The 22,813-nt window shown below is 50.6% G+C and carries 23 protein-coding genes; 13 read left to right on the plus strand and 10 right to left on the minus strand.

Annotated elements, in window-relative coordinates; all coding sequences use genetic code 11:
- The first annotated feature begins 27 nt into the window (after positions 1–27).
- Entirely contained in the window at positions 28–669 is a 642-nt protein-coding gene (gene kdgA / locus A7Z29_RS01445) for a bifunctional 4-hydroxy-2-oxoglutarate aldolase/2-dehydro-3-deoxy-phosphogluconate aldolase (protein ID WP_000800512.1), read from the plus strand.
- A gap of 235 nt (positions 670–904) precedes the next feature.
- Here kdgA and purT read toward each other — a convergent pair whose 3' ends face one another.
- Entirely contained in the window at positions 905–2,083 is a 1,179-nt protein-coding gene (gene purT, locus A7Z29_RS01450) for a formate-dependent phosphoribosylglycinamide formyltransferase (protein ID WP_105289696.1), read from the minus strand.
- Positions 2,084–2,224: 141 nt separating this feature from the next.
- Between purT and yebG the strand changes: the two genes are divergently transcribed.
- The 4 genes from yebG (at position 2,225) to ptrB (ending at position 6,173) form a co-directional block, all read left to right on the plus strand.
- Complete coding sequence (gene yebG / locus A7Z29_RS01455) at positions 2,225–2,515, plus strand: DNA damage-inducible protein YebG (RefSeq protein ID WP_105289697.1); 291 nt, start codon at positions 2,225–2,227, stop codon at positions 2,513–2,515.
- A gap of 66 nt (positions 2,516–2,581) precedes the next feature.
- The gene (gene yebF / locus A7Z29_RS01460; RefSeq protein WP_010345796.1) at positions 2,582–2,938 is read left to right on the plus strand and encodes a protein YebF; all 357 of its coding nucleotides are present in this window, start codon (positions 2,582–2,584) and stop codon (positions 2,936–2,938) included.
- A gap of 305 nt (positions 2,939–3,243) precedes the next feature.
- A complete protein-coding gene (locus A7Z29_RS01465) occupies positions 3,244–3,903 on the plus strand; it encodes a tellurite resistance TerB family protein (RefSeq protein ID WP_105289698.1) in 660 nt (219 codons plus the stop codon).
- Between the two features lie 209 nt (positions 3,904–4,112).
- The gene (gene ptrB, locus A7Z29_RS01470; RefSeq protein WP_105289699.1) at positions 4,113–6,173 is read left to right on the plus strand and encodes an oligopeptidase B; all 2,061 of its coding nucleotides are present in this window, start codon (positions 4,113–4,115) and stop codon (positions 6,171–6,173) included.
- Here the strand turns inward: ptrB and exoX are convergent.
- The 3 genes from exoX to holE all read right to left on the minus strand — a co-directional run bounded on the left by exoX (position 6,170) and on the right by holE (position 7,844).
- Positions 6,170–6,832 (minus strand): exodeoxyribonuclease X, encoded by a 663-nt coding sequence (exoX, locus tag A7Z29_RS01475; protein ID WP_105289700.1) that lies wholly within the window; start codon positions 6,830–6,832, stop codon positions 6,170–6,172. The two genes, ptrB and exoX, sit on opposite strands and share 4 nt — an antisense overlap.
- Before the next feature lie 24 nt (positions 6,833–6,856).
- Entirely contained in the window at positions 6,857–7,513 is a 657-nt protein-coding gene (gene yobB, locus A7Z29_RS01480; RefSeq protein WP_105289701.1) for a carbon-nitrogen hydrolase family protein YobB, read from the minus strand.
- 100 nt (positions 7,514–7,613) lie between these two features.
- Positions 7,614–7,844: a DNA polymerase III subunit theta gene (gene holE, locus A7Z29_RS01485; protein ID WP_000916765.1), complete on the minus strand. Its 231-nt coding sequence runs from the start codon at positions 7,842–7,844 to the stop codon at positions 7,614–7,616.
- Positions 7,845–7,982: 138 nt separating this feature from the next.
- Here holE and yobA point away from each other — a divergent pair, with 138 nt between their 5' ends.
- The 4 genes from yobA (at position 7,983) to pphA (ending at position 10,649) form a co-directional block, all read left to right on the plus strand.
- Positions 7,983–8,354 (plus strand): CopC domain-containing protein YobA, encoded by a 372-nt coding sequence (yobA, locus tag A7Z29_RS01490; RefSeq protein WP_000255068.1) that lies wholly within the window; start codon positions 7,983–7,985, stop codon positions 8,352–8,354.
- A 3-nt stretch (positions 8,355–8,357) separates the two neighbouring features.
- Positions 8,358–9,230 carry a copper homeostasis membrane protein CopD gene (gene copD, locus A7Z29_RS01495; protein ID WP_000879337.1) on the plus strand — a complete coding sequence of 291 codons (873 nt, stop codon included), beginning with the start codon at positions 8,358–8,360 and terminating at the stop codon, positions 9,228–9,230.
- 12 nt (positions 9,231–9,242) lie between these two features.
- The gene (locus A7Z29_RS01500; RefSeq protein ID WP_000976489.1) at positions 9,243–9,584 is read left to right on the plus strand and encodes a YebY family protein; all 342 of its coding nucleotides are present in this window, start codon (positions 9,243–9,245) and stop codon (positions 9,582–9,584) included.
- Positions 9,585–9,992: 408 nt separating this feature from the next.
- Positions 9,993–10,649 (plus strand): protein-serine/threonine phosphatase, encoded by a 657-nt coding sequence (gene pphA, locus A7Z29_RS01505; RefSeq protein WP_105289702.1) that lies wholly within the window; start codon positions 9,993–9,995, stop codon positions 10,647–10,649.
- Here the strand turns inward: pphA and A7Z29_RS01510 are convergent, their stop codons facing one another.
- From A7Z29_RS01510 to yebS, 5 genes are all read right to left on the minus strand, one after another.
- Entirely contained in the window at positions 10,650–10,841 is a 192-nt protein-coding gene (locus A7Z29_RS01510; protein WP_000457829.1) for a YdfD/YebW family protein, read from the minus strand. It abuts the gene before it with no gap.
- A gap of 105 nt (positions 10,842–10,946) precedes the next feature.
- Positions 10,947–11,183 carry a DUF1480 family protein gene (locus A7Z29_RS01515; protein WP_010345804.1) on the minus strand — a complete coding sequence of 79 codons (237 nt, stop codon included), beginning with the start codon at positions 11,181–11,183 and terminating at the stop codon, positions 10,947–10,949.
- A gap of 116 nt (positions 11,184–11,299) precedes the next feature.
- On the minus strand, positions 11,300–12,739 hold the full coding sequence (gene rsmF / locus A7Z29_RS01520) for a 16S rRNA (cytosine(1407)-C(5))-methyltransferase RsmF (protein WP_105289765.1): 1,440 nt from the start codon (positions 12,737–12,739) through the stop codon (positions 11,300–11,302).
- A 79-nt stretch (positions 12,740–12,818) separates the two neighbouring features.
- Positions 12,819–15,452, minus strand: coding sequence for a lipid-binding membrane homeostasis protein YebT (gene yebT, locus A7Z29_RS01525; RefSeq protein WP_105289703.1), 2,634 nt, complete (start codon positions 15,450–15,452; stop codon positions 12,819–12,821).
- Positions 15,421–16,704, minus strand: coding sequence for a membrane integrity lipid transport subunit YebS (gene yebS, locus A7Z29_RS01530; protein WP_001207287.1), 1,284 nt, complete (start codon positions 16,702–16,704; stop codon positions 15,421–15,423). The genes yebT and yebS overlap by 32 nt, the downstream gene beginning before the upstream one ends.
- Before the next feature lie 129 nt (positions 16,705–16,833).
- Here yebS and msrC point away from each other — a divergent pair, with 129 nt between their 5' ends.
- The 4 genes from msrC (at position 16,834) to htpX (ending at position 21,267) form a co-directional block, all read left to right on the plus strand.
- A complete protein-coding gene (gene msrC, locus A7Z29_RS01535; protein WP_001043872.1) occupies positions 16,834–17,331 on the plus strand; it encodes an L-methionine (R)-S-oxide reductase in 498 nt (165 codons plus the stop codon).
- Positions 17,332–17,427: 96 nt separating this feature from the next.
- Positions 17,428–18,126 (plus strand): RNA chaperone ProQ, encoded by a 699-nt coding sequence (gene proQ / locus A7Z29_RS01540; RefSeq protein WP_000431365.1) that lies wholly within the window; start codon positions 17,428–17,430, stop codon positions 18,124–18,126.
- A gap of 19 nt (positions 18,127–18,145) precedes the next feature.
- Positions 18,146–20,194, plus strand: coding sequence for a carboxy terminal-processing peptidase (prc, locus tag A7Z29_RS01545; RefSeq protein ID WP_105280378.1), 2,049 nt, complete (start codon positions 18,146–18,148; stop codon positions 20,192–20,194).
- Between the two features lie 191 nt (positions 20,195–20,385).
- The gene (htpX, locus tag A7Z29_RS01550; protein WP_000984500.1) at positions 20,386–21,267 is read left to right on the plus strand and encodes a protease HtpX; all 882 of its coding nucleotides are present in this window, start codon (positions 20,386–20,388) and stop codon (positions 21,265–21,267) included.
- A 45-nt stretch (positions 21,268–21,312) separates the two neighbouring features.
- Here the strand turns inward: htpX and A7Z29_RS01555 are convergent, their stop codons facing one another.
- Positions 21,313–22,686 (minus strand): MFS transporter, encoded by a 1,374-nt coding sequence (locus tag A7Z29_RS01555; protein ID WP_024212376.1) that lies wholly within the window; start codon positions 22,684–22,686, stop codon positions 21,313–21,315.
- Between the last annotated feature and the right edge of the window lie 127 nt (positions 22,687–22,813).

Raw genomic sequence — 22,813 nt, forward strand, 5'->3', positions numbered from 1 at the left:
TTTGTAATCAGGCGAGAGAAAACTCTGATGAAAAACTGGAAAACAAGTGCAGAATCAATCCTGACCACCGGCCCGGTTGTACCGGTTATCGTGGTAAAAAAACTGGAACACGCGGTGCCGATGGCAAAAGCGTTGGTTGCTGGTGGGGTGCGCGTTCTGGAAGTGACTCTGCGTACCGAGTGTGCAGTTGATGCTATCCGTGCTATCGCCAAAGAAGTGCCTGAAGCGATTGTGGGTGCCGGTACAGTGCTGAATCCACAGCAACTGGCAGAAGTGACCGAAGCGGGTGCACAGTTCGCAATCAGCCCGGGTCTGACTGAGCCACTGCTGAAAGCGGCGACTGAAGGTACAATCCCTCTGATTCCAGGGATCAGCACTGTTTCCGAACTGATGCTGGGTATGGACTACGGCCTGAAAGAGTTCAAATTCTTCCCGGCTGAAGCTAACGGCGGCGTGAAAGCCCTGCAAGCGATCGCAGGTCCGTTCTCCCAGGTGCGTTTCTGCCCGACTGGTGGCATTTCTCCGGCTAACTACCGTGATTACCTGGCGCTGAAAAGCGTACTGTGCATCGGTGGTTCCTGGCTGGTTCCGGCGGATGCGCTGGAAGCGGGCGATTACGACCGTATTACTAAGCTGGCGCGTGAAGCAGTAGAAGGCGCTAAGCTGTAAGAGTCAAAATGCCCGATCGAGAATCGGGCATTTTTGAGGATGATGACAAACGCAACATTGCCTGATGCGCTATGCTTATCAGGCCTACAAGTGAATTGTAATATATTGAATTCATAAGATTTGTAGGTCAGATAAGGCGTTTACGCCGCCTCTGACATAAACAAAGCGCACTTTGTCAGCAATCTGAAATGCCCGATTGTGAATCGGGCATTTTTGTAGCTTGTTTTTAACAGATTTAACCTTGCACTTTCACCCGACCGGCGGCGTGCTTCGCGCGTTTAATCGCCTCATCAATACTCTCTGCAGTAGCCAGTGCCACACCCAGACGACGGCTGCCATCAATTTCCGGCTTACCAAATAATCTAATCTGTAGACCTGCGCCTACGGCATTCTGCACATTATCAAACGTGACATTCTGACTGGTCAGTTGCGGCAGGATAACCGCAGAAGCGGCTGGACCATACTGGCGGATCCCACCAACAGGCAGTCCAAGGAACGCGCGTACATGTAGGGCAAATTCTGAGAGATCCTGAGAAATTAACGTCACCATCCCGGTGTCATGCGGGCGAGGGGAGACTTCACTGAAAATCACCTCATCACCACAGACAAACAACTCGACACCAAACAGCCCATAACCTCCCAGCGCCAGCACCACTTTACGGGCAATCTCCTGCGCACGTTCAAGGGCAAGGGGGCTCATTTGCTGCGGTTGCCAGGATTCACGGTAATCTCCATCTTCCTGACGATGGCCGACTGGCGCACAGAAATGGACACCATCCACGGCGCTGACGGTCAGTAGTGTAATTTCGAAGTCAAACTTAACCACGCCTTCAACAATCACACGACCTGCTCCAGCGCGACCACCTTGCTGGGCGTACTCCCACGCCTGAGCAAGCTGTTCGACAGAGCGAATAAATGTCTGCCCCTTGCCGGAAGAACTCATCACCGGTTTAACAATACAGGGATAGCCAATGGCGGCAACCGCCTCGCGGAAAAGGTTTTCGCTGTCGGCAAAACGATACGTTGAAGTGGGAATTTGAAGCTCTTCTGCCGCCAGACGGCGGATACCCTCGCGATTCATGGTTAATTTTGTCGCGCGCGCGCAGGGGACAACATTCAGTCCTTCCTCTTCAAGCTGGATCAGCATATCGGTGGCAATAGCTTCAATCTCCGGCACGATATAGTGCGGCTTTTCCAGTTCAACCACGCGGCGCAATGCATCACCATCCAGCATATTAATGACATGGGAGCGGTGTGCGACATGCATGGCTGGCGCGTCGGCATAGCGATCAACCGCAATCACCTCTACGCCGAGGCGCTGGCACTCGATTGCCACTTCTTTACCCAGTTCACCGGAACCTAATAACATCACGCGAGTTGCTGCCGGACGCAGCGCAGTGCCTAATAACGTCATAACGAATATCCCCTGATTAATTCCGCGTGAAGTATAAACGAAAACGTTTGCGTGTGTCTTTATTGCTTGATTGCTTGCGTTGATTTCTCGATTGAAAAGAAATATACTGTATAAAATTACAGTTATGATGAGAGGCTGCAAATGGCGGTTGAAATTAAATACGTAGTCATTCGTGAGGGCGAAGAGAAGATGTCGTTTACCAGCAAAAAGGAAGCCGATGCTTATGACAAAATGCTTGATACGGCGGATCTGCTCGACACCTGGCTGGCAAATTCCCCGGTCAAAATGGAAGACGAGCAACGTGAAGCTCTTTCACTGTGGCTGGCAGAACAGAAAGATGTCCTGAGTACCATCCTGAAAACAGGCAAATTACCGTCTCCGCAGGTGGTCGATAATAGCAACAATGCGGAAGATGAGACCCACGCCGCCTGAAGCAACTTGCGCTCCTGACAATTTGTACCATGCTTTCTCCTGAATCATTGTGCTATGGAGAAAAACATGAAAAAAAGAGGAGCGTTGTTGGGGCTGTTACTGCTTTCTGCCTGCGCATCAGTTTTTGCTGCAAATAACGAAACCAGCAAGTCAGTAACTTTCCCAAAGTGTGAAGGTCTGGATGCAGCCGGAATTGCCGCGAGTGTAAAACGCGATTATCAACAAAACCGCGTAGCGCGCTGGGCAGACGATCAAAAAATCGTTGGTCAGGCAGATCCGGTTGCGTGGGTTAGTTTGCAGGATATTCAGGGTAAAGATGATAAATGGTCAGTTCCGCTGACCGTGCGCGGTAAAAGTGCCGATATTCATTATCAGGTAAGCGTGGACTGTAAAGCGGGAATGGCGGAGTATCAGCGTCGTTAATGGCTATTAGTCATTGCGCATAATTCCTGGCGGATGTGGTGTAAGCACCTGTCCGCCTTACAATGCATCAGACCCCGTAGGCATGATAAGGCGCGACAGCATCGCAGTAGGCAATCAGCAGCAGATAATCCCAATCAATCCTTCATCCAAATTCCCACCATAGCCGAGTTCCTTATTTGACGCGAATTTCCGTCGCTGACTTCCTTTCGGTCCGTTTATTTGCGCATCTTTTGCCGCAATATACACTTTCTGACATCCTCATCCGCTATGCTACAGGCACTAAAAATGGTTATTGAGGAGCAAATATGGCTAACTGGTTAAATCAACTGCAATCCCTGCTTGGGCAAAGCAGTTCTTCTACCTCCTCGTCTACGGAGCAGGGATTGGGCAAACTTTTAGTGCCGGGCGCATTAGGCGGGCTGGCAGGGCTGCTGGTCGCAAATAAATCAGCACGTAAACTTCTCACGAAATATGGCACCAATGCGTTGCTGGTTGGCGGCGGAGCGGTAGCGGGTACGGTGCTGTGGAACAAATACAAAGATAAAATTCGTGCGGCGCATCAGGATGAACCGCAATTCGGCACTCAAAGCACGCCGCTGGATGAGCGTACGGAACGTTTGATCCTTGCACTGGTCTTTGCCGCTAAAAGTGATGGTCATATTTATGCCAAAGAACGTGCAGCTATCGACCAGCAATTGCGTGAAGCCGGCGTGGAAGAGCAGGGGCGTGTACTCATTGAGCAGGCAATTGAACAACCGCTGGATCCGCAGCGCCTGGCGAACGGGGTTCGTAATGAAGAAGAGGCGCTGGAAATCTATTTCTTGAGCTGCGCAGCTATTGATATTGATCATTTCATGGAGCGTAGCTACCTGAATGCATTGGGCGACGCGCTGAAAATTCCCCAGGATGTTCGTGAAGGGATCGAACGCGATCTCGAACAGCAAAAGCGCACTTTGGCGGAATAATTCCGCTCTCTGGATAGCCTGACCGTTGACTATTTCTGGCTATCCAGAACCGCACAGCCATTTGAACGGACTGATTTTCTCTGTCAGCATATCATTCGATATCCACGCCATTACCTGTCATCATCTGAGCAATGACTACCCTGTTTCGCTTGCATACCGGGTGAGTTTTGCCACCCTTATAAGATGTTTCAACCAGAAAGAACAATAACATGCTACCAAAAGCCGCCCGCATTCCCCACGCCATGACGCTTCATGGCGATACGCGCATCGATAATTACTACTGGCTGCGGGACGACACGCGCTCACAGCCGGAAGTACTGGACTATTTGCAACAAGAAAATAGCTACGGTCATCGGGTGATGGCTTCGCAACAAGCCTTGCAGGATCGCATATTAAAGGAAATTATCGACCGCATTCCGCAAAGAGAAGTCTCTGCGCCCTACATCAAAAATGGCTACCGCTACCGGCATATTTATGAACCTGGCTGTGAATATGCTATCTACCAGCGTCAATCGGCGTTCAGTGAAGAGTGGGATGAGTGGGAAACATTGCTCGATGCCAACAAGCGCGCGGCGCACAGTGAGTTTTATTCGATGGGCGGAATGGCAATTACCCCCGATAACACCATTATGGCGCTGGCGGAAGATTTCCTTTCCCGACGCCAGTACGGCATCCGTTTTCGCAATCTTGAAACGGGCAACTGGTATCCCGAATTGCTGGATAATGTCGATCCCAGCTTTGTCTGGGCGAATGATTCGTGGACTTTCTATTATGTGCGCAAGCATCCGGTGACGCTGCTGCCTTATCAGGTCTGGCGACACGCCATCGGGACTCCGGCATCGCACGATAAACTGATCTACGAAGAAAAAGACGATACCTATTACGTCAGTTTGCATAAAACGACATCGAAGCACTATGTAGTCATTCACCTGGCCAGCGCCACCACCAGTGAAGTTCGCTTGCTGGACGCGGAAATGGCCGATGCCGAGCCGTTTGTTTTTCTGCCGCGCCGCAAAGATCACGAATACAGTCTTGATCACTACCAGCATCGGTTTTATCTGCGTTCCAACCGCAACGGCAAAAACTTTGGTTTATACCGTACCCGTATGCGTGATGAACAACAATGGGAGGAGTTAATTCCGCCACGCGATAACATCATGCTGGAAGGGTTTACGCTGTTTACCGACTGGCTGGTGGTTGAAGAGCGTCAGCGCGGGTTAACCAGTTTGCGCCAAATTAACCGCAAGACACGAGAAGTCATCGGCATTGCCTTTGATGATCCTGCCTACGTGACCTGGATTGCCTACAATCCAGAACCTGAAACCGCGCGATTGCGTTACGGTTATTCCTCCATGACCACGCCAGATACTTTGTTTGAACTGGATATGGATACCGGCGAGCGCCGCGTGCTGAAACAAACTGAAGTACCCGGTTTTGATGCGGCGAATTACCGCAGTGAACACTTGTGGATCACTGCCCGGGATGGCGTCGAAGTTCCGGTTTCGCTGGTCTATCATCGTAAGCACTTCCAGAAAGGCAACAATCCGCTGTTGGTATACGGTTATGGTTCTTACGGAGCAAGCATAGATGCCGATTTCAGTTTCAGCCGCCTGAGTTTGTTGGATCGTGGATTTGTCTACGCCATTGTCCATGTTCGCGGTGGTGGCGAGCTGGGGCATCAATGGTACGAAGACGGTAAATTCCTGAAGAAGAAAAATACGTTTAATGACTATCTTGATGCCTGCGATGCATTGTTAAAACTGGGCTATGGCTCTCCTTCGCTCTGTTATGCAATGGGAGGCAGTGCGGGGGGAATGCTGATGGGGGTCGCTATCAACGAACGCCCCGAGCTGTTCCACGGCGTTATCGCCCAGGTGCCGTTTGTTGATGTCGTAACAACGATGCTTGATGAATCAATTCCTCTGACCACTGGCGAATTTGAAGAGTGGGGGAATCCGCAAGATCCGCAATATTACGAGTACATGAAAAGCTACAGCCCGTATGACAACGTCACCGCACAGCCTTATCCGCATTTGCTGGTAACGACCGGCTTACACGATTCACAGGTGCAATACTGGGAACCGGCAAAATGGGTGGCTAAATTGCGTGAGTTGAAAACCGATGACCATCTGTTATTGCTGTGTACCGACATGGACTCAGGGCATGGCGGTAAATCGGGGCGCTTCAAATCTTACGAAGGTGTGGCGATGGAATATGCTTTTCTGGTCGCGCTGGCGCAGGGGACATTACCCGGTCAGCCAGCGGCTTAAGCATTCTCCAGGTAATGCTTCAACGTTAAACGCAATTCCGGGCTCATACTGTCGAGGTTATTAAACAACCAGTGCAGGTAGCCCGGATCGCGCTCTGCAACTTCTGATACTGCTTTACCGCGATACTTGCCAAACGTGAACGTCGTTAACAATGATGGACGTCCAGTGATATCCGCCATTTGTTCCACCGTCCAGCCGGATGTGTTCATAATATCGATAAGCAAGGCAGCGGTGATGTAACAGTCATACAGCGCACGGTGGTGATGCAAGCCTGGCGGCGTTTGTACACTGAGTTTACGCGTTTTATACAACGCCATATTGCTGTACTTGATTCCTGGCCACAAACGACGAGCCAGTTTCATCGTGCAGATCCACTCGCCAGGCATTTCAGGCAATACGCGGCGGTCAAAGCTGGCATTGTGGGCGACATACCATTCACTACCGTAGTAGTGCGGGATCACCTCTTCAATCCACGGCTTGTCGGCGACCATGGCTTCGGTAATTCGGTGAATTGCCATAGCCTGTGGGCTGATGGGACGGTCGGGGCGCACCAGGTGGCTCATGGGGTTGACGATTTTCCCATCAACAACATCAACTGAGGCAATCTCGACGATCCCTCCCTGTAAACCGCAGGTTTCTGTATCGATAATACGCAGCATGGCAAAACTCCGGGCCGAAAACGCCTAGCGTAATGGAATGATATCGCCTTGCCAACCCTGCGCTGTGCGTTGACCAACTAACAATAACGAACCGCGATCGGCGCGAACAATAAGGCTGCCATGTTCATCCCACAGTGCGCTGTTGCCCCGGGCATTAGCCATCAGTACGGCGATGGAGAACTGATGTGAGAAAAATTGTAAGTGGCGAGTAGAAGCCAATAGTTCGGGCTCACTGATGCACTGACCGGTGGTAAACAGTGAACAGGTTGGGGGCATATCAATGCCTTCAGGTTGTCCATCCACCACAGTGATGGTTTTAGAGTGTCGATCCAGACATGCTCCGTGGCTTTGATGATAAATTCCGGGCGCGTTCATCCCTGGCGCGAATACGGCAATACCACGAATAAAACGTTCATTATGTTCAACGGGGAGGCCGGTAATAATGGTCATTCTCCATGTTGTCGCGGCATAACAAAGCGGGGCTAACAGCGAAAGGTCGGGCGGGGCAGGAAGAGAGCGTCGCTTATAATCACATCCCAGTAGAGAAAGCGAGGGGAAAACTAAAAGTTCGCACTGCTGTCTGGCGGCAGCCCTCACGAACTCCAGATGATGGGCCACCTGCTCAGTGAGTGAGGCATTACGAGGCTCATATTGTGCTGCTGCGACTTTCCTGTATGTCATAATGACTTCCTTTTCACAGTGTCCGCAAATATTGATGCGTATAAGAAAATACTCACAATTTAGCAGGCGCTATGTAAGAAAGTGTAACTTAATATAAGGTTTATTTAAGTTTAGGCTCGTAAGGTAAGCGTGACAGATTTACAGAGGCAAGGCGGTGGGTAATAAGGCGCTCACGAAACCAGCTTCGCAGGTGTTCCGGTTGTTCACGTTCAACCGCCTCAGCAATTACCGGCATATTGTAACGTTCTTTAAATGCCACCCCGGCAGCCGCCAGATCGACATTAACTTTATCCATTTCAGTTTGATCCAGTTTAGCCAGATTCTTCAGCATATTGTGTCTCCTCGTTAATTGCGGGCAAAAGTTACTAAGAGTCAGCCTGGATGGCAAGCCGGAATTGATGATCCTCGACTCTATCATTAGACAAGGTTATGCTCTGTAAAAAAGTTATTACAAAAAGGAATAGATAATATGGTTTCAACTGCACGTTCTCTTCGTTACGCACTCGTATTATTTGCCGCTTCGCTAGCGCCTTCTGTCTGGGCACATGCGCATCTGACGCATCAGTATCCTGCGGCGAATGCGGAGGTTACTGCTGCCCCACAGGCCATTACGTTAAACTTCTCTGAAAGTATTGAACCCGGATTCAGCGGCGCCAAAATCATCGGTTCAAAGAATGAAGATGTTAAAACATTACCCGCGAAGCGTAATGAACAAGACAAAAACCAATTGATTGTTCCGCTTGCCGACGCCCTGAAGCCCGGAAGTTATACCGTCAACTGGCATGTAGTCTCGGTGGACGGGCATAAAACCAAAGGGCATTACACCTTTACAGTGAAATAAAACATGCTGGCGTTTACCTGGGTCGCATTGCGATTTATCCATTTTACCTCCCTGATGCTGGTCTTTGGCTTCGCGATGTATGGCGCATGGCTGGCACCAATAGCAATTCGTCGCTTGCTGACGAAACGTTTTCTGCGTTTACAACAACATGCTGCCGTCTGGAGTTTGAGCAGCGCCGCTGCGATGTTCGCCGTACAGGGCGGGTTGATGGGCGCGGGATGGTCGGATGTGGTTTCGTTGAACATTTGGCAATCAGTGTTACAAACGCAGTTTGGTGGTGTCTGGATTTGGCAAATCGTTCTCGCCCTCGTTACGCTAACCGTCGCTCTGATGCAACCAGGGAACATGCCACGTTTGTTGTTTGTGCTAACTACCGCGCAATTTATCCTGATGGCGGGAGTAGGACATGCGACGTTAAACGAAGGATTAACGGCGAAAATCCATCAGACTAATCACGCTGTACATCTGATTTGCGCGGCGGCATGGTTTGGTGGCTTGCTGCCGGTCGTCTGGTGTATGCGGTTGGTAAAAGGGCGCTGGCGACGTCAGGCCATTCATGCACTGATGCGATTCTCCTGGTGTGGACATTTTGCGGTAATTGGCGTGCTGGCAAGCGGTGTGCTTAATGCATTATTCATCACCGGATTTCCCCCAACACTTGCGACTTACTGGGGGCAGCTTTTATTTCTAAAGGTCATATTGGTGATGATTATGGTAGCCATTGCACTGGCAAATCGTTATGTTCTGGTGCCACGGATGGGGCAAGATGAAGACCGTGCGGCTCCGTGGTTTGTTTGGATGACAAAACTCGAATGGGCGATAGGTGCGGTAGTGCTGGTGATTATCAGCCTGCTTGCAACTCTCGAACCTTTTTGATGGATTACGAAAATGATGAAAAAAAGTATTCTGGCATTTGTATTGCTTACCAGTTCGGCAGCGGCGCTGGCGGCGCCACAAGTGATCACCGTTAGTCGTTTTGAAATGGGTAAAGACAAATGGGCATTTAATCGTGAAGAAGTGATGCTGACATGCCGACCGGGCAACGCGCTGTATGTCATTAACCCCAGCACCCTGGTGCAGTACCCTTTGAACGATGTCGCGCAAAAAGAAGTTACTAGCGGAAAGACCAACGCCCAGCCTATTTCAGTGATCCAGATTGATGATCCTAACAAACCAGGTGAAAAAATGAGTCTGGCACCGTTTATTGAAAGAGCTGAGAAACTCTGTTAATCATCTACAGTAAATGTTTGATTTCAAATAAAAAACCGCCTCAGTTCTTTCACCAGAACGGGCGGTTTTTAACATTTAAGACGATGACAAGCACGCTTTTTATTGACCATTTTGCACGCAAACTGGCAAACCTGGTGTCGTCATCTATTCTTAAAGGGCAAGGCAACTAAGCCTGCATTAATGCCAACTTTTAGCGCACGGCTCTCTCCCAAGAGCCATTTCCCTGGACCGAATACAGGAATCGTATTCGGTCTCTTTTTATCTATAAAGCCAGTTTGATGATTACATCACAGCTTTTACTGCACTGACTTTACCATCAACCATAACACACACTCTACTGCTTCAGTCCAGGCTTTTTTAACATTTTTGTTAAGATAATGTGATCTTTCGCGCGGGAGTAAGGAATTGATGAAACAGGCAAGACACATCTATCAGAAGATTGATGGCAGTCAGTGGCGACATATCTGGCTGGTGGGGGATATTCATGGCTGCCTGGCGCAACTGCGTAAGAAATTGTGGCACTGCCGGTTTGACCCGTGGCAAGACTTGCTGATCTCGGTTGGTGACGTTATCGATCGTGGCCCGGAGAGTTTGCGCTGCCTGCAATTACTGGAACAACGCTGGATCAGAGCGGTAAGAGGCAATCATGAGCAGATGGCGATGGATGCGCTGGATTCGCAGCAGATGTCTTTGTGGTTTATGAATGGCGGCGATTGGTTCGCTGCACTGACCGAGCGCCAATGCGAGCAGGCGAGAATAGTGCTGGAAAAATGCTGGTCTTTGCCGTGGATAATTGAATTAAGCTGTAGTAGCGGATTGCATGTCATCGCCCATGCGGATTACCCCAACGATATTTATGAGTGGCATAAGGAAGTCGATCTGCATCAGGTGTTGTGGAGTCGATCGCGATTGCGTGGGGGGCAAAAAGGGCAGGGAATTACAGGTGCCGATCATTTCTGGTTTGGGCATACGCCCTTACGGCATCGCGTGGATATCGGTAACTTGCATTATATTGATACCGGCGCCGTCTTCGGAGGTGAGTTGACTCTTGTGCAACTGCAATAATTAAAAGTCACTGTACTCCTGTGCAGGTCGCCAGAAACCATCAATAAAATCCTCAATCGGAAAACAGCCGCCGTGGCGGATCCGTTGATCGTCCATTGAATAGAGGCACTGCTGTTCCGTATTGTAGATATCAACCACAATATCGTCACAGCCAGCGTCCAGATAGCAAACAAAAAGTACCAGCGCGAACATTTCATCCTCGAAGTGCGGTGCCGTACCGTTAAGTTTAGGGGAGATTTTACAACGGAGGAAATAACCAGGATAAATAACCCGTCATGCCGACGGGTTCTTTTTGGATCAGGCAAGACGCATAATCCAGGCATCAGACTTTTGATCGTAGCGGGTACGGTAAAGGACAGAGTGTTCGCCGTTTAGCAGGGCTGGGATGCTGGTTTCGGCGTCCCAGGCATCAAGTTGCATACATAAATCCGGGTCAGATTTACAGGGGATGGTTAACGTTCGGTCACCAGGCGATTCGCCGGTTAACTCGCCGTCGTCGATTTCAAAAGCGCCTATGCGTACACTGGTTTTCATCTTCGTGCTCTCCATTTAAGTGCCGATTGTGGTACGACCAGTTCGATCGTACCATTTTTCAGCCTAGTCAAGGCAGTCAGATTCGCCAGTCAAAAAGTGCGCTTTTTTGTGTGCGGTCAGGCTTTACCGGTAAAAAGTTTCCCGTCGCGCACCAGCTCCCGTGGGTAACTGTTTTTCAGCCGTGAACCAATACGTTTGGCTAAACCGATTGGCTGATGCTGGAAGGTGACCAGCACATCATCCGTAGTTGGCGCGGTTTGTGGGTAGACGTCGCGCCCGCGATACCACTCTTCCGCTTCCTGTGGTGTCAGTTCAAACGCGTTCTCGTTGTCGGGTGAGGCAAGGGCAATAACCGCTTCATGCTGCCAGCGATAACCTTTGTTATGTGTTTCAGCAAGTTTAATCCCCAGACGGGAAAATCGGACTTTACCTATCAACGCTTCAATGCCCACCGGGAATAACCAGATTTCTTTATCGCGCTGCCAGAGGCGCAGGTTTTCATCCCAGTTTAAGCCGACACTCGCAGCCGCCTGATGAATTTGTCCGGCTTCGCGATCTTTCACTACGGTAAACGGGAAATTGCCCACTTTATATTTCGGCGCAGGCAACGCGGGAATCGCCTGAGTTTTACGCAGACGAGCAACGAAAAAACCTTCGCAATCATAAATTTGTGGGAAGACGTGCAAAAAGCCTTCCTCGGTCAGCGCCTTGTCCGCGCCAGGGAATAGATCGCCCAGCGGTAAAAACTCTACTGCATCAGGGTAAGTCTCTTTCAGCCACAGGCAAACGGCTTCGTTTTCTTCCCGGTTTAAGGTACAGGTCGAGTAAACCAGCGTACCGCCAGGACGTAATGCATGAAAGGCACTGTCGATCAGTTCTCGCTGGGTGGCTGCGATCTCCTGATTGCTTTCTGGTGACCAATTTTTCAGCGCATCGGGATCTTTACGCACCACGCCTTCACCGGAGCAGGGGGCATCCAGCAAAATAGCATCGAACATTTCTGGCAATGCCGCACCAAACACGCGGCCATCAAAATGCGTGAGCGCAACATTACTGATGCCACAGCGGCTGATATTGGCGTGCAACACTTTAACCCGGCTGGCGGAAAACTCGTTGGCAAGGATCGCCCCTTCGTTATTCATCCGTGCGGCAATTTGCGTAGTTTTTGAACCCGGTGCAGCAGCGACATCCATCACCCGTTTTGGGGCGTTACCATCGGCAAACAATGCAGCAACCGGTAACATTGAACTGGCTTCCTGAATATAAAACAGGCCACTCAAATGTTCAGCGGTACTGCCCAGCGGCAATGCGTCTTCATCGTCACGTTCGATCCAGAAACCGTCTTCACACCACGGGATCGGCGTTAGCGTCCAGCCATAAGGAGCGGTTAATTGCCGGAAATCTGCAACGGAGATTTTCAGCGTATTAACGCGAATGCTGCGGCGCAACGGGCGCTGACAGGCGGCGAGAAAATCATCAAAAGAGAGCGTCGAAGGCATTGCTTCACGCATTTGCGTCAGAAAGGCGTCCGGGAAATAAACGGTGTGTTGGGCCACGAGCATGTACCACTGGCAAAAAAACAGGCGCGCAGTTTAGCATAAACGCTCCGGCGCAGGTACGCCGGAGCAGTGCGCATTATTTGGGTAGCGCGGTTCCCCACTCACGCCACTCTTTCGGTTCGCTTTCCAGCAACAAGAAGTGTTTGCCTTCCTGGGCTTTCGGTGCCAGCGGAGTACCAGGCGGAGTGGCAAAGGCGATCCCGCCACGGATAAACTGGTTAAATGTACCGGTTTTCACTACGCCGCCCGTAAGACCAAAGTCCAGACTGTAGCCCGATGCCAACCAGAAGACGGAATTGTTCCGCACCAGGTGCTGGTAGCGTTTACTGATGCGCATCGCAATCATCACCCGATCCGATAGTGTACCCAGCGTCATTCCAGTGACCGTACCCACTTCCAGACCACGGAATAGTACCGGTGTACCGATGCCTAACGATCCGGCTTCTGGCGCTTCAACAATAATGCTTAAGCCATCCAGGTAACGAGAGTCGGTAATGGTAGCCTCCTGTAATTCAAAGTCGCGGCGAGGATTTCCACGACCGGGTTCGACATTGATATACGGCTGGAGGATGGTATCAAGGTGCTCAACGCCGGTTGCCGAAATCTGCGGTGTGACCACCGAAAAGCGTGTACCACCGCGAGCGAAAGTCTGGACATATTCCGGATAGAGCACCGCTTTTGCCTGTACTTCATTACGTGCGGTTATCAGATCCAGCGTCTGGATTTGCCCGATATCAATACCGAGGTAGCGAATTGGCATACCGACCGCCAGTTTTCCGGCATCAAAAGCGTGGAGCGTAATCTGTCCGCCGACCGCACGAGCCGCCGTTTCTGACGCATAAAGAATACGCTTATCGCCTTTACGCTGGCTGGCGCTGGCGCCGCTGAGGTTATCGAAGCTGATAGCACCCTTTAACGCCCGTGAAAGTGGCGAAGCCTGTACGGTCAGACCGCTACCATTAAGCTGAACTTTCGCCCCGCCTTCTGCCCAGAACACGCTGTTGTTGGTCAGAAGGTTGCGATATTCCGGCTTAATATGCAGATCGATATCAAAGGCGTTAGCCCGTGGGCGCACGGTGATGACTTCGCCAACCTCAAACTTACGGTACAGCACTACCGATCCCGCCTGCACGTCTGGTAATGTTTCTGCACTCAAACTCACGGTCGTGGTGGGCAAATCGCTAAGGCTGTTTTCCAGGGCTTTTTCCAGATTGGCATACAGCGGATAGCTGGCTTTCATCTCGCCTTTATCGCCCGGCAGAATACGTATCCCTCCGTTGATCCATTCAGAGGCGCTGGCACCGAGAAACTCGACGCCGTCCAGCCCCACTTTCACGTCCACACGGCTGTTGACAACGAATTTGCTGTCGCCTTTTACCAGCTCGCGATGCTGCGGTTCAATGGCGACGGTAAAAGTGACGCCTTTGCTGGTGAGTTTACGTTCAATTACCTGACCGACCTGCACACCATGTAGAATGAGTGGCTGACCGGCATCAATACCGTAACTTTCTGGCGCGGTCAGGGTCAGCGTCAGAACATCAGGTTCATGCAGCAGGGCTTTCTCGCCAGGCACAACGACAAACTCCTTGCGTGGCTCACCATCGCCCGGCACCAGTTCGAAGGTTTTGCCCGTGAGCAGGGCGCTGAGATTCGCATCGCTGAGGGATAATTTCGGGTTACGTAATTCGATGCGGGTATTTTCCCGTAACAGCGTTACGACGCTGGGATCAACGGTCATTTCTCCGGTGACTTTGCCGCCTGGGTTTAAATCCAGTTTCGTCAGTTGTCCGACTTCCAGACCCTGATACATTAACGGTGTTGAGTCGGCGGTTAATCCGGCACCGCTCGGCAGTTCCAGTTTTATGATTACCCCACGCTGGCTGTGGGCGAGATCTTCATACAAACCAAAGGTATCTTCCGCTTCGGCGGGTTTCGACTCTTCCGGCGAATCGAAGGCAATCGCACCGTTAACCAGCGCAGCCAGACTTTCCAGTTTCACCTTCGCGCCACTGATACTGACATTGGCATCAACGCCAGAAACGTTCCAGAAGCGACTCCCTTTTTTCACCAGATCGGTAAAACGCCGCTCAATCAGGACATCAATCACCACGCCCTGGTTATTGGGATTGATCGCATAGTCGTAGACACGTCCCACCGGGATCTTGCGAAAATAGACCAGCGAACCACTATTCAGCGAACCAAGATCGGGAGCCTGTAGGTGGATCATTAGATCACCATTATCCAGCCGATATTTCGGTTGGGTATCGAGGGCGACAAAGTGATCCTGCTCTTTGCCTTTGCCTGGCATCATGCCAATATAGTTACCCCCAACCAGCGCATCCAGTCCGGAGACACCTGCCAGCGAGGCCTTTGGCGTCACCAGCCAGAACTGCGTCTCTTCGCGCAGCGCATCCTTCATATCGGACTTGATGCTGACCCTGACTTCAATCTTACGAAGATCATCGCTAAGGCTGACATCCTGAACGGTTCCGACTTCAACACCCTGATAACGAACAGGTGTGCGGCCAGGGACAATGCCGTCCGCCGACATAAAGTCGATGGTGACGGTGTTCCCCCGATCCTGATAACTGTCCCAAATCAGCCAGCCGGCAATCATTAGCGCGATGAACGGCAGCAGCCAGAAAGGTGAGATACGGCGTTTAGTTTTAATCTGCGCTTCAGTCGTCGAAGCGGGCGTTTCCTGACTCATGTGCATCCCAAAGTAAGCGGCTGTCCAGCCATTCCACTGCAAGAATAGTTAAAATAACCGCTGCGCCGAAATAAAACGCAGCCGGTCCCATAGTAAAAGCGAGGATCTGATCGCGATTGATCAGCGACATAGTTAAAGAAATGACAAACAGATCGAGCATCGACCAGCGACCAATCCAGGTCACCATTCGCAGTAACAGTATTCGCGTACGTAATCCTTGTTGGCATTTAAAATGAATGCTCAATAATAAAGTGAACATCACAATCACTTTGGTAAACGGCACCAGAATACTGGCGATAAACACAATTCCGGCGACCGCAATGTTGCTGTTTGCCAGCGACATGATGCCGGAAAGAATCGTATCTTCTTGTCGTCCACCGTTCAGATAAATGATCGAGATAGGCAACAGGTTAGCTGGTAACAACAAGACGACTGAAGCCAACAACGCCGCCCAACATTTTTGAAGACTATGATGACGACGCAGGCGAAGCGGGATATGGCAGCGGGGGCAGCGACCGCGCGGATCAGGATAGCCGGTAAAGTGACACCCCAGGCAAACACGTAGTTTCGCGTCCCTGCGCGTGGCAGGGCGTTCAGGATAAAATCGCTCCCACAGCTGTTCAACATTAAGATGTGACAACGTCACCGTCGTTAAAATCACCAACGCTACAAAAGAGAATAAGCCGACACCCGCCTGGATATGGGCATAATCCTGTACCTTTATAGAAGCAACACCAATGCCGACCAGGTAGATATCCAGCATCACCCACTCTTTTAGTCGCTCAAGCATCAGCAGTACCGGGCGTAAGTTCATCCCCAGTCGGTTGCCAAACCACAAATAAGCAATAGATGTGACGAGGATAAGTGGGGCACCAATAACGCAGAAAAAGACCATCGCCCCCGTTATCGCATCGCCCTGTTTGGTCATTTGCCAGATGCCTTGCATGACGTTGGCGTCAATACGAATACCTAACAGCCAGATATGCAACAGTGGTTCGCCCCAGGCAAACGGCATCAGCAATAGCATGGTGAACGCCATTGCCGCCAGGCGCGTTAGCGACCAGTCACGCCCGTCACGAATTTTGGCCTGACAGCGCGGACAATAGGCACTTTGATGAGAATTTATCTCGGGCAGGCTAAACAGCATGTCACATTGCGGGCAACGTTGATAATCACCACGCGGCAGTTCCTTGCCGATTGAGCTCACTGTTATCTTTTTTGTTGGCGTAATTTGCGGGGTGTTAAGTGCCATGACGTGCCAAATGTAATAAGAATTAACATTAATCTTAACCCATGATGGGAATGATCTTGAGCATTAACGCATTTAATGCTTATTTTAATAGGCTGGCAGTTCCAGGTAAGACAACCAAGTGATTATATAATGAACAAAACAGAATTTTACGCGGATTTAAATCGCGACTTTAACGCGCTGATGGCGGGAGAGACCAGTTTTCTGGCAACGCTGGCAAACACCAGCGCGTTGTTATACGAACGTCTGGCAGACGTAAACTGGGCCGGTTTTTATTTGCTTGAGGACGATACGCTGGTGCTCGGACCATTTCAGGGCAAAATTGCCTGTGTACGGATCCCCGTCGGGCGCGGCGTGTGCGGCACTGCGGTTGCCCGCAATCAAGTACAACGAATCGAGGATGTTCACGCTTTTGATGGGCATATTGCCTGTGATGCGGCGAGTAATTCTGAAATTGTCCTGCCGCTGGTGGTGAAAAATCAGATTATTGGTGTTCTCGACATCGACAGTACCGTCTTCGGTCGCTTTACAGACGAGGACGAGCAAGGCTTACGTCAGCTTGTGGCACAGCTTGAAAAGGTGCTTGCAATGACGGATTACAAAAAATTCTTTGCGAGCGTCGCAGGATAATCAACGGATAACGTAGCATTTACTGATGGCGTCATTATAATGACGCCTGTTCATGCCTGCGCTTGTTGGCTACGTCCGTTGTAATCAGGAAATTTCATGGAAAATCAACCTAAGTTGAATAGCAGTAAAGAAGTAATCGCGTTTCTGGCCGAACGTTTTCCCCACTGTTTCAGTGCGGAAGGTGAAGCGCGTCCGCTGAAAATCGGTATTTTTCAGGATTTGGTCGATCGTGTTGCCGGGGAAATGAACCTGAGCAAAACGCAACTGCGATCCGCTTTACGTCTCTACACTTCGAGCTGGCGTTACCTTTACGGTGTTAAACCCGGCGCAACGCGTGTCGATCTTGACGGCAACCCATGCGGTGAGCTGGACGAGCAGCATGTAGAACATGCTCGCAAACAGCTTGAAGAAGCGAAAGCACGCGTTCAGGCTCAGCGCGCTGAACAGCAAGCGAAAAAACGCGAAGCTGCCGCAGCTGCTGGTGAGAAAGAAGATGCACCACGCCGCGAACGTAAACCACGTCCTGCCGCGCAACGCCGTAAAGAAGGCGCCGAGCGCAAACCTCGCGCGCAAAAACCGGCTGAGAAAGCGCCAAAAACAGTAAAAGCACCTCGCGAAGAACAGCATACCCCGGTTTCTGACATTTCAGCTCTGACTGTCGGACAAGCCCTGAAGGTGAAAGCTGGTCAAAACGCGATGGATGCCACCGTATTAGAAATCACCAAAGACGGCGTCCGCGTCCAACTGAATTCGGGTATGTCTTTGATTGTGCGCGCAGAACACCTGGTGTTCTGAAACGGAGGCCGGGCCAGGCATGAACATGTTTTTTAGGCTTACCGCGTTAGCTGGCCTGCTTGCAATAGCAGGCCAGACCTTCGCAGTAGAAGATATTACGCGTGCTGATCAAATTCCGGTATTAAAGGAAGAGACGCAGCATGCGACTGTGAGTGAGCGCGTAACGTCGCGCTTCACCCGTTCCCATTATCGTCAGTTCGATCTCGATCAGGCGTTCTCGGCCAAAATCTTTGACCGCTACCTGAACTTGCTTGATTACAGCCACAATGTACTGCTGGCAAGCGATGTCGAACAATTTGCGAAAAAGAAAACCGAGTTGGGCGATGAACTTCGCACCGGCAAACTTGACGTTTTCTACGATCTCTACAATCTGGCGCAAAAACGCCGCTTCGAACGTTACCAGTATGCGTTGTCTGTACTGGAAAAGCCGATGGATTTTACCGGCAACGATTCCTATAACCTGGATCGCAGCAAAGCACCCTGGCCGAAAAACGAGGCCGAGTTAAACGCGCTGTGGGACAGTAAAGTTAAATTCGACGAGTTAAGCCTGAAGCTGGCAGGTAAAACGGATAAAGAAATTCGTGAAACCCTGACTCGCCGCTACAAATTTGCTATTCGTCGTCTGGCGCAAACCAACAGCGAAGATGTTTTCTCGCTGGCAATGACGGCGTTTGCACGCGAAATCGACCCACATACCAACTACCTTTCTCCGCGCAATACCGAACAGTTCAATACTGAAATGAGTTTGTCGCTGGAAGGTATTGGCGCAGTACTGCAAATGGATGATGACTACACCGTTATCAATTCAATGGTGGCGGGTGGGCCAGCAGCGAAGAGTAAAGCTATCAGCGTTGGTGACAAAATTGTCGGTGTCGGACAAACCGGTAAACCGATGGTTGACGTGATCGGCTGGCGTCTTGATGATGTCGTTGCCTTAATCAAAGGGCCGAAAGGCAGTAAGGTTCGTCTGGAAATTCTGCCTGCGGGTAAAGGGACCAAGACCCGGACAGTAACGCTGACGCGTGAACGTATTCGTCTGGAAGACCGTGCAGTTAAAATGTCTGTGAAGACTGTCGGTAAAGAAAAAGTCGGTGTGCTGGATATTCCGGGCTTCTATGTTGGCTTGACGGACGATGTCAAAGTTCAACTGCAGAAACTGGAAAAACAAAATGTCAGCAGTGTCATTATCGACCTACGTAGCAACGGCGGGGGGGCGCTGACTGAAGCGGTATCGCTCTCTGGGCTGTTTATTCCATCAGGTCCGATTGTGCAGGTTCGTGATAACAACGGCAAGGTTCGCGAAGATAGCGATAACGACGGTCAGGTTTTCTATAAAGGCCCGTTAGTGGTGCTGGTTGACCGTTTCAGTGCTTCGGCTTCGGAAATCTTTGCTGCTGCCATGCAGGATTACGGTCGTGCGCTGGTTGTGGGTGAACCGACATTTGGTAAAGGCACAGTCCAGCAGTATCGTTCTCTGAACCGTATCTACGATCAGATGTTACGTCCTGAATGGCCGGCGTTGGGTTCAGTACAGTACACAATCCAGAAATTCTATCGCGTTAACGGCGGCAGTACGCAACGTAAAGGCGTAACGCCAGATATCATTATGCCTACGGGCAATGAAGAGACGGAAACCGGTGAGAAATTCGAAGATAACGCGCTACCGTGGGATAGCATTGACGCTGCAACCTATGTGAAATCTGGAGACTTAACGGCGTTTGAACCGGAGTTGCTGAAGGAACATAATGCGCGTATCGCGAAGGATCCTGAGTTCCAGAACATCATGAAGGATATCGCTCGCTTCAACGCCATGAAGGACAAACGCAACATCGTTTCTCTGAATTACGCTGTGCGTGAAAAAGAGAATAACGAAGATGATGCGATGCGTCTGGCGCGGTTGAACGATCGCTTTAAACGCGAAGGAAAACCGGAGTTGAAGAAACTGGACGATCTGCCAAAAGATTACAAGGAGCCAGATCCGTATCTGGATGAAACAGTGAACATCGCGCTTGATTTGGCGCGTCTGGAAAAAGCCAGACCTGCGGAACAGCCCGCCCCCGTCAAGTAACATCAATCAGGCACAAGAAATTGTGCCTGATTTTTTAACAGTGGCAAGATGCCGTAAATCAGATGCTACAAAATGTAAAGTTGTGTCTTTCTGGTGACTTACGCGCTATCCGGACTTGAAAATAGTCACGTAGCCCATACGATGTGGGTATCGCATATTGCGTTTTGTTAAACTGAGGTAAAAAGAAAATTATGATGCGAATCGCGCTCTTCCTGCTAACGAACCTGGCCGTGATGGTCGTTTTCGGGCTGGTACTGAGCCTGACAGGGATACAGTCGAGCAGCGTTCAGGGGCTGATGATTATGGCCTTGCTGTTCGGTTTTGGTGGTTCCTTCGTTTCGCTTCTGATGTCCAAATGGATGGCATTACGATCTGTTGGCGGGGAAGTGATCGAGCAACCGCGTAACGAAAGGGAACGTTGGCTGATCAATACTGTTGCAACCCAGGCGCGTCAGGCTGGAATTGCTATGCCGCAAGTGGCTATCTACCATGCGCCGGATATCAACGCCTTTGCAACCGGTGCGCGCCGTGATGCCTCTCTGGTTGCTGTCAGCACCGGTTTGTTGCAAAACATGAGCCCGGATGAAGCCGAGGCAGTAATCGCTCACGAAATTAGCCACATTGCCAATGGTGATATGGTTACGATGACGCTGATTCAGGGTGTGGTGAACACCTTCGTTATCTTTATTTCTCGTATTCTCGCGCAACTGGCCGCTGGCTTCATGGGCGGTAACCGTGACGAAGGTGAAGAGAGCAACGGTAACCCGCTGATCTACTTTGCAGTCGCGACGGTGCTGGAACTGGTATTTGGTATTCTGGCGAGCATTATTACCATGTGGTTCTCGCGTCATCGTGAATTCCACGCCGATGCGGGTTCAGCGAAACTGGTTGGCCGTGAAAAAATGATTGCCGCGCTGCAGCGTCTTAAAACCAGCTATGAGCCGCAAGAAGCAACGAGCATGATGGCTTTCTGCATTAACGGTAAGTCAAAATCGCTCAGTGAGCTGTTCATGACTCACCCGCCGCTGGATAAACGTATTGAAGCTCTGCGCACCGGTGAATACCTGAAGTAATATGAAGTAAATGCTAAAAAGCGCGTCCTGGTCGACGCGCTTTTTTTATGCCTGGGATCGTGGCTGGGTAATCCGTAACCCACTGACGCAGGCAGCAATCACAGCCAGAATAGCCGCAGTCATCAGCGAGACGTGCGTACCATTATCGCCAAACTGATTTAACATCAGAGCCACCAGAGCCGCGCCGCTACTCTGACCAAGCAGACGAGCTGTACCTAACATGCCACTGGCACCACCGCTACGTTCGCGAGGGGCGGAGGTAATAATGGTGTGGTTATTGGGGGACTGAAATAAGCCAAATCCAGCGCCGCATAAGATCATTGGCCAGATAATGTTGATATCTGCAGGAGAAGCGGGCAGCAGAACCAGTGAAAACAGACCCGCTGCCATAATGAACAAACCTAAAGCACCAAGTAATCCTGCATGTACGCGCTCTATCAGATAGCCTGCCAGCGGTGCCATCACCATGGTAGCTAACGGCCACGGCGTCAGGAGTAAACCCGTTTCTACTTCACTGCGCCCAAGCACGGTTTGCAGGTAAAAGGGCAGAGAAACCATTGCCAACATCTGTGCGCAGAAAGAGCAAATAGACGTGCAAATAGAAAGTGAAAACAGCGGAATGCGCAGTAAATCCACCGGTAGCAGCGGTACGGGAAGAGAAAGCTGGCGGCGAATAAAGAATATACCCACGACAACCATTACCGCCAGTTCTGCTGCAATCAACGTCAGCGATTGCCCCTGAGCGAAACCACTCAACGCAGTAATAAGCAGGCCGAAGGTTAACGCATTCATTACTGCACTGGGCAGGTCAAAACGAGGTTTACTGGAACGCGAGCCATTAGGTGGCAGAAAACGTATCGCCAGAAGCAGAGCGATAATACCCAACGGCACGTTGATTAAAAATAACCATTTCCAGGAAGCAAAGGAAAGAATTGCCGCTGCAATTGTCGGACCGGCAGCCGAGGAGACGGCAACAATAAACGAGTTAATTCCCATCCCCCTACCCAGAAAACGCTGCGGGTAGATCAGGCGGATAAGTGCAGTATTGACGCTCATCAGTGCTGCGCCGCCGAAACCTTGTATTACACGCGCCAGGGTGAGCATTTGCAGCGAATCAGAAAGGGCGCAGAACAGCGAAGACAACAGAAAAACGACCAGTCCACATTTATAAATACGTCGATAGCCAAACATATCTCCCAGAAACGAGAATGAGAGCAGAGAGACGACAATGGCAATTTGATAGGCGTTCACTACCCAGATGGAGCTGGCTGGCGTGGCATGAAGGTCTGTGGCGATTGTTGGCAAGGCGACGTTAGCGATAGCGCCGTCGAGGACCGCCATCGAAATACCAATAATAATGGTTAAAATCGCGCCGTATCGCTGAGGCAACGGCAGACCATCGGCCTGAACTTTTGGCATAGGAATTTTATATCTTTTGGTAATAATCAACAGGGGTATGATTCTAGCACTGATATTCACGGCGAATGTCGCAGAATTGTAACTAACCGGCAAAAGATGGATTGCGACCACCCTGGCACGAAATTAT

This window comes from Escherichia sp. MOD1-EC6842 (genome assembly GCF_002965705.1).
Lineage (GTDB): Bacteria > Pseudomonadota > Gammaproteobacteria > Enterobacterales > Enterobacteriaceae > Escherichia > Escherichia ruysiae.

Excerpts from the sequence above, each read along its gene's own strand:
- htpX (WP_000984500.1), top strand. The coding sequence starts at position 20,386 with ATGATGCGAATCGCGCTCTTCCTGCTAACGAACCTGGCCGTGATGGTC.
- yobA (WP_000255068.1), top strand. The coding sequence starts at position 7,983 with ATGGTTTCAACTGCACGTTCTCTTCGTTACGCACTCGTATTATTTGCC.
- A7Z29_RS01555 (WP_024212376.1), bottom strand. The coding sequence starts at position 22,686 with ATGCCAAAAGTTCAGGCCGATGGTCTGCCGTTGCCTCAGCGATACGGC.
- A7Z29_RS01515 (WP_010345804.1), bottom strand. The coding sequence starts at position 11,183 with ATGAAAACCAGTGTACGCATAGGCGCTTTTGAAATCGACGACGGCGAG.
- A7Z29_RS01465 (WP_105289698.1), top strand. The coding sequence starts at position 3,244 with ATGGCTAACTGGTTAAATCAACTGCAATCCCTGCTTGGGCAAAGCAGT.
- purT (WP_105289696.1), bottom strand. The coding sequence starts at position 2,083 with ATGACGTTATTAGGCACTGCGCTGCGTCCGGCAGCAACTCGCGTGATG.
- holE (WP_000916765.1), bottom strand. The coding sequence starts at position 7,844 with ATGCTGAAGAATCTGGCTAAACTGGATCAAACTGAAATGGATAAAGTT.
- A7Z29_RS01510 (WP_000457829.1), bottom strand. The coding sequence starts at position 10,841 with ATGTTCGCGCTGGTACTTTTTGTTTGCTATCTGGACGCTGGCTGTGAC.
- yebT (WP_105289703.1), bottom strand. The coding sequence starts at position 15,452 with ATGAGTCAGGAAACGCCCGCTTCGACGACTGAAGCGCAGATTAAAACT.
- yebG (WP_105289697.1), top strand. The coding sequence starts at position 2,225 with ATGGCGGTTGAAATTAAATACGTAGTCATTCGTGAGGGCGAAGAGAAG.
- A7Z29_RS01500 (WP_000976489.1), top strand. The coding sequence starts at position 9,243 with ATGATGAAAAAAAGTATTCTGGCATTTGTATTGCTTACCAGTTCGGCA.
- ptrB (WP_105289699.1), top strand. The coding sequence starts at position 4,113 with ATGCTACCAAAAGCCGCCCGCATTCCCCACGCCATGACGCTTCATGGC.
- yebF (WP_010345796.1), top strand. The coding sequence starts at position 2,582 with ATGAAAAAAAGAGGAGCGTTGTTGGGGCTGTTACTGCTTTCTGCCTGC.
- proQ (WP_000431365.1), top strand. The coding sequence starts at position 17,428 with ATGGAAAATCAACCTAAGTTGAATAGCAGTAAAGAAGTAATCGCGTTT.
- yebS (WP_001207287.1), bottom strand. The coding sequence starts at position 16,704 with ATGGCACTTAACACCCCGCAAATTACGCCAACAAAAAAGATAACAGTG.
- pphA (WP_105289702.1), top strand. The coding sequence starts at position 9,993 with ATGAAACAGGCAAGACACATCTATCAGAAGATTGATGGCAGTCAGTGG.
- yobB (WP_105289701.1), bottom strand. The coding sequence starts at position 7,513 with ATGACATACAGGAAAGTCGCAGCAGCACAATATGAGCCTCGTAATGCC.
- kdgA (WP_000800512.1), top strand. The coding sequence starts at position 28 with ATGAAAAACTGGAAAACAAGTGCAGAATCAATCCTGACCACCGGCCCG.
- prc (WP_105280378.1), top strand. The coding sequence starts at position 18,146 with ATGAACATGTTTTTTAGGCTTACCGCGTTAGCTGGCCTGCTTGCAATA.
- exoX (WP_105289700.1), bottom strand. The coding sequence starts at position 6,832 with ATGCTGCGTATTATCGATACAGAAACCTGCGGTTTACAGGGAGGGATC.
- msrC (WP_001043872.1), top strand. The coding sequence starts at position 16,834 with ATGAACAAAACAGAATTTTACGCGGATTTAAATCGCGACTTTAACGCG.
- copD (WP_000879337.1), top strand. The coding sequence starts at position 8,358 with ATGCTGGCGTTTACCTGGGTCGCATTGCGATTTATCCATTTTACCTCC.